We start from the raw sequence: 15,620 nt of genomic DNA on the forward strand, positions 1-15,620 counted from the left end.
TGGCTGGTGCTGATTACCCATCCGCTGCTCGACAGCTTTACCAGCTACGGCACCCAGCTGCTCTGGCCGCTGACGCCGATCCCCACCGCCTGGTCGAGCATCTTTATCATCGACCCGCTGTACACCTTACCGCTATGCATCGCCGTGACGCTGGGGCTGCTCTATGGCCTGCGCGGCAACGGCTTGCAGAAAACGGCGGCCAAGGCGCCGACCCTGGCGTTGCTGGTTTCCTCGCTGTACCTGGGCTTTACCCTGGCCGGCAAATACATGGCCGAGCAGCGCGTGGAAGCCGAACTGGCGCGCCAGGGCATCGAGGCGCAGCAAATCTTCAGCACCACCACGCCGTTCAACAGCCTGCTGTGGCGGGTGATCGTGCTCGATGGCGAGGATTACCACGAGGCACTGGTCAGCTGGTTTGACGATGCACCGCCAACGCTGGCGCGCATCCCCCGCGGCACGCACCTGGCGGCAGCCCTGGCCGATTCACCGGCGCATGCGCGGTTGGCCTGGTTTACCAATGGTGTGCTGCGCTATGACCAACTGGGCGAGCAGTTGGTGGTCACCGATATCCGCCTGGGCATGACCGGTTTCCACCCCTTCCGCTTCACCTTCGCCACCCTGGAAAACGGCCAGTGGCGCGTGCATGACGAGATTCAGCGCCTGCCGTTTCAGCGCGGCGACGTTTCGCGCCTGCTGCTGCTGTGGGCGCGCATCTGGCAGCCCGAGGTACAAGTGCCGCTGCTGGCCTGGGCCGATGAGCTGCGTAAAGTGCCGCTGGCCAGCAGTTCGCAATAACGCACTTGCCGATCAGCTGCGAAACTGTGCCACCAGCCCCTGCAGCTCGACACCCAGGCGCGCCAATTCGGCGCTGGATACCGCCGTCTGCTGACTGGCACTGGCGCTTTGCTCACCGATATCACGCACCCGCGTCACGCTTTCGCTGATGGTTTCCGCCACCGCGCTCTGTTCTTCGGCGGCAGCGGCGATCTGCTGATTCATCTGCTCGATGGTGCTTACCGCCTGGGTAATGCGACCCAGGGCGGCGCCGGCTTCACCCGCCAGGGTCACGGTGCGCTGAGTCAGGTTGCGACTGCTGTCCATTTTCTCCACCGCGCCCTTGGCCAGACGTTGCAGGCTGGCAATCAGCCCTTCGATTTCTTCGGTGGAGTCCTGCGCGCGCTTGGCCAGGGCGCGCACTTCATCGGCCACCACGGCAAAGCCACGGCCCTGCTCGCCGGCCCGCGCGGCTTCGATGGCAGCGTTCAGCGCAAGCAGATTGGTCTGTTCGGCGACGTTGCGAATCACCTCCAACACGCCGCCAATCCGCGCACTTTCCTGATTCAGCGCGGCGATGGCTTCGGCAGACTCTTCCACCTCGGTGGCCAGGTCGCCGATCTGGCTGACCGCCTGTTGCACCACCAGATTGCCCTGCTGCGCCTGCTGATCGGCGGCGCGGGCGGCCAGGGACGCCTGTTCGGCGTTCTGCGCCACCTCCTGCACGGTCGCGGCCATTTCATGCATGGCGGTGGCGGTCTGTTCGGTTTCCATCTTCTGGTTCTGCACCCCTATGCTGGTTTGCGCGGTAATCGCCGAGAGCTGCTCAGCAGCGGCGGCAATCTGGCTGACGCCTCCACCAATGCGCCCGACCAGGGTGCGTAGGCTCACGCTCATCACCTGCATGGCCGCCATCAACTGGCCCGGCTCGTCACGGCGATCCTGCGGCAGGTCGTGGGTCAGGTCGCCAGCAGCGATGCGCTGGGCAAACAACACGGTCTGCTGCAAAGGCGCAACAATCAGGCGGGAGATAATCAGCGCCGCCAGCATGCCAATAATCACCGCTGCAATCCCCATGGCACCGAGCATCAGCAGGGCCTGGCGACTATCAGCAGTCATGGCGCGTTCTTCCTCGACCTTGGCTTCATCCACCAAAGCCAGCACCGCCTGAGCGCGCTCAACCATGGCGGCCTCGCTCTGCTGGCTCAGCCCACGCACCTGCTGGTAATTGGCAAAGGCCTGCTGATACAGCGTCAGCGCCTGCAAGGCGGTTTCGATGGCACCTTTCTGCTCGTCGTCCAGCCAGACCATCAAACTGCGCGCCACGGTTTGCAGGTCATCGTTGATATAGGTCCACTCTTCCAGGGCTTCGGCCGAGCCGTCGATGAGGTACTGGCTCTCATGGCCGCGCAGGTCGAGCATGCGCTTGCTCAGGCCCGAGGCGGTTTCCGCCAGGGTCAGCGGGTCGCTGCCACGCAGCTTGTCACCTTCCAGGCGCAGCTCACGCACCGCGTCATACATGTCCAGCTCGATCACCTCGAACTGATCACGCGCCTCACCGGCCGCCTCACGCATCTGCGTGCGCGCGGCGCGGGCATTGTTCTGCTGCTCGACAAAGCTGTCGAACTGCCGGCGATAGTCGTCGAGGGCCTGCTGCATGCTTTGCAGACGCGCCTGATCGGCACTGGAGGCGGCCGCCAGCTGCTGGGCGACTGCGGCGCCGACCCGGTCCAGCTGCTCATGCACCTGGGCGGCGGCCGCGCTGGTCTGCCGCAGGGCAAAATCACGCTCGGCGCGGCGCGCCTGCAACACCTGGGCATCAATTGCCGAGAGGCCACTGCTGCTGGCATGCCCGTCCAATACGGCTTGCACTGCCAGAAAGCCACTGCCGGTAACGGCAACCGTGAGCAACAGCACCAGGCCGAAGCCACACATAAGCTTTTTACCGACAGACAGATCGGCCAACAGGCGCGCGGCAGAAGAGGACATAACAACACTCCGTTTTTATTATCAGGCGCAGCCAGGCGGCAGATGGCGGCCCAGGCAAGCACATAAACCAGTGATGGCAGTTTAGCTCCGCTCTGTTGCAACCCTTGAGCCAGAGGCCTACCCAGCGGCTAGGTAACAGCGTCAAGGCCTGAGCCAGAGCCGTTGGCGCCAGCTCAGGGAGATAAAGCCAACGCTCGAATGCGGCGTATAGCCCAGTTTTTCGGCAGGTTTCCGCTGATCCTTTATCGAGAGTGGCGAGTTATCGCCAAAAGGCCCACGCCAAGGATATGACCATAAAAAAGGGCGCCCGGCTTTTGCCCGTGCGCCCTTCTCTACTGCCGCTTAGCGAGGCGTGATTAACGCCCGGCGAGCGCCGTTACGACCCGTGGCCGCAGCAGTTCACCGAGCACCGCGAGCAGCCCGATGGCACCGGCAATCCAGTACCACTGGGCCACCGGGTCAAACATCAACCAGCCCAGGGCGTGGAGGAACACCACCATGATCAGCACCGGGCTGACGTAGCGCACCATAAACAGCCACAGGGCATAGCCCAGCGGCGGCAGGTTCAGCTCATCACGCATGATCTCACTGCGCAGGGCGTAACCGGCCAGCAGCACCATAAAGATCCCGCCCAGCGGCATCATCCAGCGTGACGTCAGGTAATCCAGCCAGTCGAAGAAGTTCTTGCCCAGTGGCGTCCAGCCGGCCAGCAGGTTGAACGAGAGCATGGCCAGCAGGCTGATTACCAGCAGCACCGCGCCGGACATGGCCGCCGCCTTGAAGCGGCTGATGCCGTGTTTTTCATTGAGGTAGGCCACCGTGGCTTCGATCATGGAAATCGCCGAGGTCAGCGCGGCAATCGATACCATGGCGAAGAACAGCACGCCGAAGGCAGTGCCGAACGGCATCTGCTGGAAGGCCAGCGGCAGGCTCATAAAGATCAGCCCAGGCCCGGCGCTCGGGCTCAGGCCGTTGGCGAAGATGATCGGGAAGATCGCCAGCCCCGCCAGCAGCGCCACGCAGGTGTCGCAGATGGCCACGACAAAGGTGGTACGCGCCACTGACTGACCGTCCGGCAGGTAGGAGCCGTAGGTGAGAATCGCTCCGGAGGCCAGGCTCAGGGTAAAGAACGCATGACCCAACGCGGCCAGCAGCGCTTCGCCGGTGATTTTCGAGGCATCGAAGGTAAACAGGAAATCGAAGCCGGCGCTGAAGCCGCCACTGGTAAAGGCGTAGCCCACCAGAATCAGCAGCATCACAGCCAGGCCCGGCATCATCCAGCGCACGGCGTTTTCGATGCCCTTCTGCACGCCCTTGGCGACGATCCACAGGGTCAGTAGCGCCACCAGCACGCTCCAGCCGCCGAGCTGCCAGGGGTTGGCGTTATGCGCCTCGAACACCCCGCCCAGCGCCTCGACACTGGTAGCGGCCAGGGAGCCGTCGAGCATTTTCAGCGTGTAGGCAAAGGCCCAACCGGCCACCACCACGTAGAAACACAGAATCATAAAGCCGGCCAGCATGGACATGCCGCCGACCGCCTTCCACAGCGGATTGCCGTTATTTTCCTTAACCACCCGACCGATCGCATCGATGGGGCTGCCCCGGCCGCGTCGGCCAATGGCGATCTCGGTCATCATCACCGGAATACCGATGGCCAGGATGCAGGCCAGGTACATCAGCACAAAGGCTCCACCGCCGTATTCGCCGGTGATGTAGGGGAATTTCCAGATATTACCCAGGCCCACAGCGGAGCCGGTTGCAGCAAGAATAAAGCCCCAGCGCGAGAGCCAGAGGTTTTTCGGTTTTTCACGGGTCATGCGTCACCTGTTTGTTTTTATCTGTGACGAAATGGAACCCGCCGCGCTTGTGGCGCGACGGAATGAGCAAGGCTTGGATAAAGCCGGGATTCACCTGACCCCGGCAGGCTAAACCGGCTGGGGTCACTGGGCGTCGGGTTGCACCTCCGGCGCGGCCTGCTTAAAGGCATCCAGAGATTCACAACGCGCCGCCATGGCAAGGATGCGCGGGTACGCATCAAGGTCACAGTTAAAACGGCGCGCATTATACAGCTGTGGCACCAGACAGGCTTCCAGATAGCCGGGCCGCTCGCCGAGCGACAGACGATCATTGAATACCGCCAGGCCGGCGTCGACCGCAGCCAGGCCCTTGTGCAGCCAGTGCTGATACCAGGCGTCCTTGGCCGCCTCACTTACCCCAAGCTCACCGCTCAGGTACTGCAGCACCCGCAGGTTGTTCAGTGGGTGCAGATCACAGGCGATATGCAAGGCCAGGGCACGCACCTGGGCGCGTTGCGCCGCATCGCTGGGCAGCAACGCCGGCACGGGGAAGACTTCTTCGAGGTATTCAAGAATCGCCAAGGACTGGGCGATACGTACCCCGCCGTTGCCGTGATCCACCAACAAGGGCAACAGCTCCTGCGGATTCAGCGCCTGGTACTCGGCCGAGTGCTGCTGGCCGCCATCCTTGACCAGGTGCACCGGTACTTGTTGGTACGCCAGGCCCTTGAGGTTTAGCGCGATGCGCACCCGGTAGGCGGCGCTGGAGCGCCAGTAAGAATAAAGCGTCAGCATGGACATTCTCCCAACGTAGGATGGGTTGAGCGTAGCGATACCCATCACGGCCCTCGATGGGTATCGTCGCTACGCTCCTCAACCCATCCTACGACTCGTATTTTTCCACCCGCTGGTCGATAGCGCCGAAAATGCTATGGCCGGCGGTGTCGAACATCTCGATGCGCACCCGGTCGCCGAACTTGAGGAACGGGGTTTTCGCCTCGCCGCTCTCGATGATTTCCAGCATGCGTTTTTCCGCCAGGCAGCTGGACCCCGCGCTACGGTCGTAGTTCGACACGGTGCCCGAGCCGATAATGGTGCCGCAGCCCAGCGGGCGGGTCTTGGCGGCGTGGGCGACCAGGGTGGGGAAGTTGAAGGTCATGTCCACGCCGGCATCCGGCTGGCCGAACAGCGCGCCGTTGATATGCGAGACCAGCGGCCGGTGCACCTTGCCGCCCTCCCAGGTATCGCCCAGTTCATCCGGGGTAATCGCCACCGGCGAGAAGCTGGACGACGGTTTGCTCTGGTAGAAGCCAAAGCCCTTGGCCAGCTCGCCGGGAATCAGGTTACGCAGCGACACATCGTTGACCAGCATCAAGAGCTGGATATGCCCGGCCGCCTCGGCGGGGCTGGCGCCCATGGGTACGTCATCGGTGATCACCGCGATCTCGGCTTCCAGGTCGATACCCCAGGCCTCGTCGGCCATCTGGATCGGGCTGTGCGGCGGGATAAAGCAGTCGGCGCCGCCCTGGTAGATCAGCGGATCATGCCAGAAGCTTTCCGGCATCTCGGCGCCGCGAGCCTTGCGCACCAGCTCCACATGATTGACGTAGGCGCTGCCGTCGGCCCAGTGATAGGCACGCGGCAACGGGCTATGGCAGGCGGCCTGATCGAAGGCAAACGCGCCCGCTTCCAGGCCATCGTTCAACCGCTGATACACCGCCTCCAGCTTGGGTTTGGCCACCGCCCAGTTATCCAGCGCGGCTTGCAGGGTCACGGCAATCGCCGGAACTTCGGTAGCGCGGCTTAGATCGCGCGATACCACGACGAGTACACCGTCGCGGCCTTGTTTCAGTGATGCGAGTTTCATCAGGATTCCTTGCCCGGCGCGCGCCAGGAATTCACGTATTCGGGAACATCCACCCCAGCGGCGGCTTCGCCAACTTCCAGGGCGCGGCGGGTGTCGATCATCACCGCCACTTCATCGATAAAGGTCGCCGGATCGGTCTGCGCCTTCTTCAGCGCCTTCGGATGCGGGCCGTGGGGGAAGCCGCACGGATGCAGGGTGACCATGCCCTGCTCGATATTGTCGCGGCTGAAGAAGTTACCGCGGTGGTAGAACAGCACTTCGTCGTAGTCGTCGTTGTTGTGATAGAACGGCACCTTCAGCGCACCGGGGTCGCTCTCCACCGGGCGCGGGGTAAAGGTGCAGATCACAAAACCATTGGCGACAAAGGTGGTGTGCGCCGACGGCGGCAGGTGGTAGCGGTGGCTCATCAGCGGGCGGATATCGCGCCAGTTGAGCCGCACCACGGTGTTGTCGCCATGCCAACCGACCACGTCCAGCGGGTTGTAGGGATAGGTCACGGTGCTGATCTGGCCACGCCGCTTGATCCTGATCTGCCAGGTGTTTTCGTCCTGTTGGGCCTTGAAGGCGTCGTCGATGCGCGGATGATCGAGCACCGCCGGGTCGAAGATCGCCTGGGGGCCGAGCAGGCCCTTGTCCGGCAGCTGGTACGCGCCATCGGTGCTTTCGATCAGCAGCATAAAGCTCGGCGCGCTGGCCTCGATGCGCCAGGCGGTGCCGCGCGGGATCAGCAGGTAATCGCCGTCGCGGTAGCTCAGGTGGCCGAAGTCACAGTAGAAGTGCCCTGCCCCCTCATGGATAAACAGCAGGTCATCGCCATCGGCGTTGCGCACCAGATGACGCATGGCGCCGTGGGTCTTCCATACGCGCAGCTTCAGATCACTGTTATGCAGGGTCAGCGGCGCGGCCAGCGGGCAATCACGCTCGCTGGCAATGTCGTTGAAGTTGAACGCATGCGGGCGCAACGGCCCCTGCCAATCGATCCAGCCGGTGGGCGGATGCTTGTGGTGCAGGTGCGCGGTGGGGCCGAAAAACCCCTCACGGCCCATCTCGCGCTCGTAGGTGCCTTCGGGAAAGTCACAGTGCGCCTGGCGCGAACACTCGCCTTCACGCAGGGGAAAACTGATCCAGTGTCGGCTCATCGCATCACTCCTCGGAGATTACGCCGCGCTTGATCTGGTCTTCCTCGATGGACTCGAACAGCGCCTTGAAGTTGCCCTCGCCAAAGCCCTGGTTGCCCTTGCGCTGGATGATCTCGAAGAAGATCGGGCCAATCACAGTATTGGTGAAAATCTGCAACAGAATGCCGTCATCGCCCGGCGCGCCGTCGATCAGGATATTCAGCTCGCGCAGCAGCTCGGTCGGTTCGCCATGCCCGGCCACTCGGCTGTCGACCTTGTCGTAGTAAGTGCCGGGGGTGACCATAAAATCCACGCCATTGGCGCGTAGACGCCGTACCGTCTCGTAGATATCGTCGGTGCTCAGGGCGATATGCTGGATGCCCTCGCCGTGGTACTCACGGATAAATTCCTCGATCTGCGACTTGTCGTCGGCCGACTCGTTGATCGGGATACGGATCTTGCCGCATGGCGCGGTCATGGCCCGCGACAGCAGGCCGGTGAGCTTGCCTTCGATATCGAAGTAGCGGATCTCGCGGAAGCCCGCGATACGCTCATAGAAGCCCGACCACACGTCCATCTGCCCGCGCTTGACGTTGTGGGTCAGGTGGTCCAGCTCTTTCAGGCCGACCGCGTTATCATTCGGCGTGCGGCCCTCGATGTACTCGAAGTCAACGTCGTAGATGCTCTTGTCGCCGTAGCGGTCCACCAGATACAGCAGGGAGCCGCCGATACCCTCGACGCAGGGGATATTCAGCTCGCCGAAGTTGGCGTGGCTGCCTACCAGCTTGGCACCCTGGGATTCCACATAGGCGGCGGCCTGGGCGGCGTTCTGCACGCGGAAGGCCATGGCGCAGGCGCTCGGCCCGTGCTTCAAGCCGAACTCGCGCACATGCCCGGTAGGGCTGCCGTTAAGCACGAAGTTGATATCGTTCTGCTGGAACAGCCAGACCTCTTTCGAGCGGTGCTTGGCGGTTTCGGTAAAGCCCATGGCGGTGAACAGCTCGCGCAGCTGCTGAATGCCTTCCGGCGTCGGGGCGGTGTATTCGACGAACTCGAAGCCGTCGGTACCGATAGGGTTGTGCTGCTCGATCTTGTTCACGGCGTTCATTGCGCCTCCTCGTTGTTGTTGTAGGCATACGCCCTGCCCTGGCGGCAGCGCGCTATGAATGGCTCCATAACAACCCGCAACAAAGGTACGAACAAGCCGGCTCACGCACCCGGGGCAGCCAGCCTAACCGCCTGACTGGCAGATTTTCCTTACACCCTTAAAATCCCCGGAAAGCACCACCGTAAAGGCTTGCCATACGTAACGATTTCTTGCCGGAGCGGCTCAGTAAGCTGCCAACGCACGCTCGACAAGCCCACCCAGAGGAGCTTAGCGCCGGCGAAACAGTGGCCGCGGCTCGATCACCGAGCGGCCGTACTGCACGCTTATGCCGGCCAGGCCCTTGAGCGCATCGGCAGCCGACTTGTCGGCGCGTACGGCAAAGCTGTCGAAGCCACACTGGTGCATATGGCTGAGCTGGTCGCGCAGCACATCGCCCACCGCGCGCAACTCGCCACGCCAGCCCAAGCGCGTACGCAGCAGGTAGGCCTGGCTGTAGCCGCGACCATCACGAAAACTGGGGAAGTCCACGGCAATCAGCGGCAGCGCGGGCAGGCAGATGGCCAGGCTGTGCACCTCGTCGTCCGGAGCCAGCCACAGACCCTGTGCCGGGTCGCGGCGCCGTGGCCCTGGGCGCCGCCGAGAGTGATCTGGTACCACTCGCTGCCGTTCTTATCCACGCCGAGGATGCCGATGTTGCCGATATGGTGGTGGCCGCAGGCGTTCATGCAGCCGGAGATGTTCAGGCTCAGCTCACCGATATCGTGCAGGTAATCGAGGTCTTCGAAACGCTGCTGGATGGCCTGGGCGATGGGGATCGACTTGGCGTTGGCCAGCGAACAGTAGTCGCCGCCCGGACAAAGGCCGCGGCGGTGACGTTGCGCACGCAGTTACCGGAGGTCTGGATGGCGTGCATCTGCACCGCCGCCAGCTGCTCGAGAATGTCCGGCACCTGTGCCAGCTCGATCCAGTTGAACTGGATATTCTGCCGCGTGGTCAGGTGACCGTAGCCGCGATCATGCTCGCGGGCGATCCGCGCCAAAGTACGCAACTGGGTCGACAACAGGGTGCCGTAGGGTATCGCCACCCGCAGCATATGGGCGTGCTTCTGCAGGTACAGGCTGTTCTGCAGGCGCAGCGGTAGGAACTCCTCCTCGCTCAGCTCGCCACAGTCGAGACAGTGGCAAAGACCTACCCGCTATGGCAGCCCCGAAGCCACAAGGCGGGCGTTGCCGCACAGGCAACCAGCGGTGAATTGCTGCATGCTGCGCCTCCTTGCAAATCATCCGCTGGCAATCCTGATAACGCGCCTGGTCTGGCGTGTATGCGAGCGGTAGCAACTATTGTGGGTGTGAAAATAGCAGCTAAAGCAACTACAGAAGAGCACCGCAGCCCTTCGCGAAAACCATCTCCGGCCCAAGCTCACCAGGCCATCTGATCCGCTTTTTATTTGAAAACCTGAGTCTGTTATCCAAACAGCTGCACTCACATCATTCGCCTCGCCTGATTAAGCCCAGCGAGGCCCACAATGAGCGAACGTATTCCCGCGCAGATCATCGAGACCATCGACCCGCGCCAGCCTATCCGCCTGACGCCATCCCAGGCCGGCGGGCCGATTCATACCCGCAGTTTTAGCGGGCGTTTTCGCAATCTGCGCCTGTATGGCGCGGGCCTGCTGTTCCTGCTCTTCTTCGGTACCGCCTGGCTGGACTGGGACGGGCGTCAGGCGGTGCTGTGGAACCTGGCCGAGCACCGCTACTACATCTTTGGTGCGACCTTCTGGCCGCAGGATTTCACCCTGCTCTCGGCACTGCTGATCATTGCCGCCTTCGGTTTGTTCGCCATCACCGTGGTGGCCGGGCGCGTGTGGTGTGGCTATACCTGTCCGCAGAGCGTGTGGACCTGGGTGTTTATGTGGGCGGAGAAAGCCACCGAAGGCGAGCGCAACCAGCGGATCAAGCTGGATGCCGCGCCCTGGTCGCTGAATAAACTGGCGCGGCGCAGTGCCAAGCATGCGATCTGGCTGGGTGCCAGCCTGTTCACGGCGCTGACCTTTATTGGCTACTTCACGCCAATCCGCGAGCTCAGCAGCGACCTGCTGCGCCTGCAACTGGACGGCGGTACGCTGGTGTGGGTGCTGTTCTTTATGGCCGCCACCTACCTCAACGCCGGCTGGCTGCGCGAGAAGGTCTGCGTGCACATGTGCCCGTATTCGCGCTTCCAGAGTGCGATGTTTGATGATGACACCCTGCTAGTAGCCTACGACGCCAAGCGCGGCGAAGGCCGTGGCCCGCGCAAGAAGGACAGCGACCACAAGGCCCAAGGCCTGGGTGACTGCATCGACTGTTATATGTGCGTGCAGGTGTGCCCGACCGGTATCGACATCCGCGCTGGCCTGCAGATCGACTGCATCAGTTGCGGTGCCTGTATCGACGCCTGCGATTCGGTCATGGACAAGATGGGCTATGCCCGAGGCCTGGTCGGCTATCACTCCGAGCGCGAACTGCAAGGTGGCAAGACCGACTGGCTGCGGCCACGGCTGATCGGCTATGGCATTGCCCTGGTGCTGATGATCGGAGCCTTTGCCTGGGCCTTGAGCGCGCGTTCGATGCTGTCCATCGACTCGGCCAAGGACCGCAGCATGTACCGCGAAAACCAACTGGGGCAGATCGAGAACAGCTACCGGCTCAAGGTGATCAACAAGACCCAGCAGCCGCAGCGCTATGGCCTGGGCCTGGTAGACAGCCCCGGCCTGCGCCTGGATGCGCCGCCGCAGTTGCAACTAAGCCCCGGGGAAATTCTCGATGTACCGGTAACTGTGGTGCAGCTGGTCGAGCAGGCTGGCGGCGCGACCAGGCCGGTGCGTTTCGAACTGAACAACCTGGCCGAGGCGGATGAGCGAGCGCAAACCCAAAGCGTATTTATCGCCCCGCGCGGGCGCTGACAGTCGCATGACCAGGCAACTCCCCGTAGAGTGCACTGATCTGCAGAGCGCACCTACTGACACGATGAAACGCTACGAGAAATTCGCCGAGCAGATTGCCGAACTGATCCGCAGTGGCATGCTCGCCCCTGGCGAAAAAGTACCCTCGGTGCGCCACGCCAGCCGTACCTACGGGGTTAGCCCGTCCACGGTGTTCCAAGCCTATTACCTGCTGGAAGACCGTGGTCTGATCCAGGCCCGCGCCCGCTCCGGCTACTTCGTCCGCGAGCTGGCGCGGCATTCCCTGGCAGAGCCGCAAACCTGCCAGCAGGCTAACCAGACCACCGAGGTGGATGTCAGCGAGCTGGTGTTCTCGGTGCTCGCCTCGCTGAAAGACCCGCACACCGTGCCCTTCGGCTCGGCCTTCCCCAGCCCGCAGCTGTTTCCCCTGCCGCGCCTGGCGCGCTCCATGGCCCACGCCCTGCGCGACATGCCGGCCCATGCGGTGATCGCCGACATGACCGAGGGCAACCCCAACCTGCGTCGGCAGATTGCCCTGCGCTATATGGTCAGCGGCGTGATGCTGGCGCTGGAGGAACTGGTGATCACCAGCGGCGCCATGGAGGCGCTCAATCTGTGCCTGCAGTGCGTGACAAAGCCAGGCGATCTGGTGGCCATCGAAGCGCCGGCTTTTTATGCCACCCTGCAGGTGCTGGAGCGCTTGCAGCTCAAGGCGGTAGAAATCCCGGTCAACCCGCGTGAAGGTATCGATCTGGAGGTGCTGAGCGAGCGCCTGGCCAGCCTGCCGATCAAGGCCTGCTGGTTTATGAGCAGCCTGCAGAACCCACTCGGCGCGAGCATGAGTGACTGCAAGAAAGCCGCGTTGTATGAGCTTTTGCACCAGTATCAGGTGCCGCTGATCGAGGATGACGTGTACGCCGAGCTGTACTTCGCCAGCCAGCCGCCCAAACCGGTGAAAAGCTTCGACCGTGACGGCCTGGTGATGCACTGCGGCTCGTTTTCCAAATGCCTGGCGCCCGGTTACCGGGTCGGCTGGGTGGCCGGAGGGCGCTATGCCGAGCAGATCAGCCGGCTCAAGCTGATGACCACCATATCGCCCTCGGTGCCGGCCCAGGCCGCCCTGGCCGATTACCTGCAACACGGCGGCTTTGATCGCCACCTGCGCAAGCTGCGCCATGCCCTAGAGACGCAGCAGGCCTCGATGCTGGCCTCAGCTGCCCGCCACTTCCCACCTGGCACGCGGGTCACCCGGCCCAGCGGCGGCTATTTCCTCTGGTTCGAGTTCCCCGAACGGGTCGATGCGCTGCAGCTGTTCCAACTGGCCCTGGCCCAGGGCATCAGCCTGGCGCCGGGGCCGATCTTTTCCGCCACGCGGCGCTTCGGCAACTGTGCGCGACTCAACTACGGTCACACCTGGGATGCGCAGAGCGAGCAGGCCATGGCCGTGCTGGGGCGGATACTCGCCTCGTTCTAGAGCCGAGGTGGCAGCGCAGGCTGAGGGATATTGGTGCGCACGGCGCACCCTACAAAGCAGACTGCCTCAGACTCAAGCGTCGCCGTATTCGAGCATGGCCATTCCAAGGAGCGCCGTTAAGCATCGCTGGCAGATCCAACAAGATCGGGCTAATGCTGCAAATGTCCATAGAGCTTGGCGTACAGCCCGCCCTCGGCAATCAGCTGCTGATGGCCGCCGTCTTCGGCGATGCTACCGCCGTCGAATACCAGCACCCGATCCGCCTGTTTCACCGCACTCAGGCGGTGGGCGATGATCAGTGTGGTGCGGCCATGCAGAAATTGATTGAGCGCCTGGTGCAAGGCGTATTCGGTGGCGGCATCCAGGGCCGAGGTGGCTTCATCGAGAATCACCACTTTCGGCTCGGCCAGCACCATGCGGGCAATCGCCAGACGCTGACGCTGGCCACCGGACAGGCGCACGCCGGAGCGGCCGACGATACTGTCCAGGCCCTGCGGCAAGCCGCGAATGGTGTCGGCCAGTTGGGCGATTTCCAACGCGCGCCAGCAGGCGTCATCCGCGCGTTCGCGGCCCATACACAGGTTGGCGCGCACCGTGTCGTTGAACAGCGCCGGATGCTGCAGCACCACCGCCACATGCTCGCGCACCGCTTCCAGGCCGATTTCTTCCTGGCTGCTGCCGCCGAAGCGGATGATCCCAGCCTGCGGCGTATACAGGCCGAGCAATAGCTGCACCAGGGTGCTCTTACCACCACCGCTGGCACCGACGATGGCGACCTTCTCACCGGGTGCAATGCTCAGGTTGAGCTGGTTGAGCACCGGTTCGTCGTTATAGGCGAAGGTCAGCCCGCTAACCTCGATGCCCACGGTGTCGCGGCCCTTGAACGGGTCGACGCGGCCGGGATACTGCGGTTCGTCCTGGCGCGCCAGCAGCTCGTTGATCCGGCTCAAAGCGCCACCGGCAGCGTAGAAGGCATATTGCAGGCTGAGCAGCTGCTCGACCGGACCGATCATAAACCACAGGTAACTGAACACCGCGAGCATCTGGCCGATCGACAGGTCGGAGAACAGCACGGTGAGCATGGCGGCGGCGCGGAACACGTCGATACCAAACTGGAACAGCAGGCCGCTGGCACGATTCGAGGCATCGGTTTTCCACTGCGAGGCCACGGCGTAGTCGCGTACTTCCTTGGCGCGGCCACCCAAGCGGCCGAGGAAGAAGCCCTGACGATTGCCGGCACGGATTTCCTGAATTGCTTCGAGGGTTTCGGTGAGCGCCTGGGTAAAGCGTGAGGTGCTGTCGTTTTCCAGCTTTTTCAGGTGTTTGACCCGTTTGCCCAACTGCACCGTGGCGTAGATCACCAGCGGGTTGAACAGCAGGATCAGCAACGCCAACTGCCAGTGCATCCAGATCAGGATCGCCGAGGTGCCGGCCAGGGTCAGCACCGCCACCAGAAAGCGGCTCAGGGTTTCGCCGACGAATTTGTCCAGGGTGTCCAGATCGGTGACCAGGTGAGTGGTCACGGTGCCGCCGCCGAGGCTTTCGTATTCGCCAAGGGAAATCCGCTTGAGCCGCTCGATCAGGCGAATACGAATGCGGTAGACGATGTCCTTCGACAAGCGGGCGAACAATCGCGCCTGCAGCACGTTGAAGATCAGCGCGCCACCGCGCAGAAACAGGGTCAGCACCAGCATCAGGCCGATATAGCCGGCGGCGGTTTCCCAGTGGGCCGGCAGGAAGTTGTCCATCACCTTGAGCGCGGCGTCACCGTCGTTGAGCAGCACTTCGTCGACCAGCAGCGGCAGCAGCAGCGGGATCGGCACACTGCACAGGGTGGCCAGAACAGCAACCAGATTGGCCAGGATCAGGGCTTTTTTATGTTGCAGGGCCAGCCGGCGAATTTCCGCCCAACTCAAACGATCAGGCATGGCCAACCCGCTCCAGCCAGCGCGCCAGCAAGGGCTGCAGCACTTCCAGGGGTTGATAACCGTTGGTCAGCAGCGCCAGCTGGCCGTTGCGTTCGGCCAACAGGGTGGGAAAGCCGGCGATGCCCAGGTCCTGCACCCAACTGACATCGGCGGCAGTGGCGGCGCGTTGCGCGGCGCTGTCGAAGGCTTCGGCAAACACGATGCGCGGGATGCCCGCTTGCTCAGCCAAGTCCACCAGCACACTGGCCCGGGTGACATCCACGCCTTCGGTATAGAACGCGCGCTGGATCAACTGTGCCAGCGGCCAGACCAGCTCGGGGGCCAGGTTGCGCGCCGTGACCAATGCACGGCAGGCCGGCTCGGTGTCGTAGACCAGGCCTTCGGGCAGGCCCTCGTTGAAGTTGAACAGCTGCCCCGTGCTGGCATTCACCGCCTGCCAGTAGCCCAGGTAACGCACGCGAGCGGCCGCATCGATGGCCACACCATCACGGCGCAGGCCGCCCAGCACCAGCTGCAGGCCAACGCCCGCCGCCGCGGCCTGCTCGGCGAGGGACTCGAGCACCGGGGCAAAGCCCCAGCACCAGGAACACATCGGGTCCATCACATAGAGCAGGCGTGCGTGCAT

11 protein-coding genes and 4 pseudogenes are annotated in these 15,620 nt (G+C 63.1%); 3 read left to right on the forward strand and 12 right to left on the reverse strand.

The genetic code is table 11. From position 1 onward, the window contains the following. On the forward strand, positions 1 to 795 hold a 795-nt coding region (locus WA145_RS01410; RefSeq protein WP_422579848.1), incomplete at its 5' end, for a metal-dependent hydrolase. Between the two features lie 12 nt (positions 796 to 807). On the opposite strand, the gene WA145_RS01415 is transcribed toward WA145_RS01410, so the two are convergent. The 10 genes and pseudogenes from WA145_RS01415 to WA145_RS01460 all read right to left on the reverse strand — a co-directional run. After that, positions 808 to 1,689, reverse strand: coding sequence for a methyl-accepting chemotaxis protein (locus WA145_RS01415; RefSeq protein WP_422579892.1), 882 nt, complete (start codon positions 1,687 to 1,689; stop codon positions 808 to 810). Next, positions 1,666 to 2,763, reverse strand: a pseudogene (locus WA145_RS01420) (HAMP domain-containing protein); the annotation flags it as partial. The gene WA145_RS01415 and the pseudogene WA145_RS01420, both read right to left, overlap by 24 nt. A gap of 356 nt (positions 2,764 to 3,119) precedes the next feature. Further along, positions 3,120 to 4,580 (reverse strand): sodium-dependent transporter, encoded by a 1,461-nt coding sequence (locus tag WA145_RS01425; RefSeq protein WP_422579849.1) that lies wholly within the window; start codon positions 4,578 to 4,580, stop codon positions 3,120 to 3,122. 123 nt (positions 4,581 to 4,703) lie between these two features. Continuing rightward, positions 4,704 to 5,354, reverse strand: a complete 651-nt coding sequence (gene maiA / locus WA145_RS01430) for a maleylacetoacetate isomerase (protein ID WP_422579850.1) — start codon at positions 5,352 to 5,354, stop codon at positions 4,704 to 4,706. Between the two features lie 88 nt (positions 5,355 to 5,442). Continuing rightward, positions 5,443 to 6,426: a fumarylacetoacetate hydrolase family protein gene (locus tag WA145_RS01435; protein ID WP_422579851.1), complete on the reverse strand. Its 984-nt coding sequence runs from the start codon at positions 6,424 to 6,426 to the stop codon at positions 5,443 to 5,445. Further along, the gene (locus WA145_RS01440; protein WP_422579852.1) at positions 6,426 to 7,565 is read right to left on the reverse strand and encodes a homogentisate 1,2-dioxygenase; all 1,140 of its coding nucleotides are present in this window, start codon (positions 7,563 to 7,565) and stop codon (positions 6,426 to 6,428) included. The genes WA145_RS01435 and WA145_RS01440 overlap by 1 nt, the downstream gene beginning before the upstream one ends. A 4-nt stretch (positions 7,566 to 7,569) precedes the next feature. Next, positions 7,570 to 8,652: a 4-hydroxyphenylpyruvate dioxygenase gene (hppD, locus tag WA145_RS01445; RefSeq protein ID WP_422579853.1), complete on the reverse strand. Its 1,083-nt coding sequence runs from the start codon at positions 8,650 to 8,652 to the stop codon at positions 7,570 to 7,572. Positions 8,653 to 8,919: 267 nt separating this feature from the next. Continuing rightward, positions 8,920 to 9,246 (reverse strand): annotated as a pseudogene (locus WA145_RS01450) (DUF934 domain-containing protein); the annotation flags it as partial. A gap of 17 nt (positions 9,247 to 9,263) precedes the next feature. Then, positions 9,264 to 9,817 (reverse strand): annotated as a pseudogene (locus tag WA145_RS01455) (hypothetical protein); the annotation flags it as partial. A 33-nt stretch (positions 9,818 to 9,850) separates the two neighbouring features. Next, positions 9,851 to 9,913, reverse strand: a pseudogene (locus WA145_RS01460) (GFA family protein); the annotation flags it as partial. Between the two features lie 264 nt (positions 9,914 to 10,177). On the opposite strand from WA145_RS01460, the gene ccoG reads away from it, so the two are divergent. Together ccoG and mapR are read left to right on the forward strand one after the other, a co-directional pair. Continuing rightward, a complete protein-coding gene (gene ccoG, locus WA145_RS01465; protein WP_422579854.1) occupies positions 10,178 to 11,593 on the forward strand; it encodes a cytochrome c oxidase accessory protein CcoG in 1,416 nt (471 codons plus the stop codon). Between the two features lie 64 nt (positions 11,594 to 11,657). Further along, positions 11,658 to 13,067, forward strand: coding sequence for a GntR family transcriptional regulator MpaR (gene mapR, locus WA145_RS01470; RefSeq protein ID WP_422579855.1), 1,410 nt, complete (start codon positions 11,658 to 11,660; stop codon positions 13,065 to 13,067). Between the two features lie 149 nt (positions 13,068 to 13,216). Here mapR and WA145_RS01475 read toward each other — a convergent pair whose 3' ends face one another. Both WA145_RS01475 and WA145_RS01480 read right to left on the reverse strand, forming a co-directional pair. Beyond that, entirely contained in the window at positions 13,217 to 14,995 is a 1,779-nt protein-coding gene (locus WA145_RS01475; RefSeq protein ID WP_422579856.1) for an ABC transporter ATP-binding protein, read from the reverse strand. Then, positions 14,988 to 15,620, reverse strand: coding sequence for a DsbA family protein (locus WA145_RS01480; protein ID WP_422579857.1), 633 nt, complete (start codon positions 15,618 to 15,620; stop codon positions 14,988 to 14,990). Before WA145_RS01480 ends, WA145_RS01475 begins: the two co-directional genes overlap by 8 nt.

This window comes from Pseudomonas sp., from assembly GCF_049301935.1.
Classification (GTDB): domain Bacteria; phylum Pseudomonadota; class Gammaproteobacteria; order Pseudomonadales; family Pseudomonadaceae; genus Aquipseudomonas.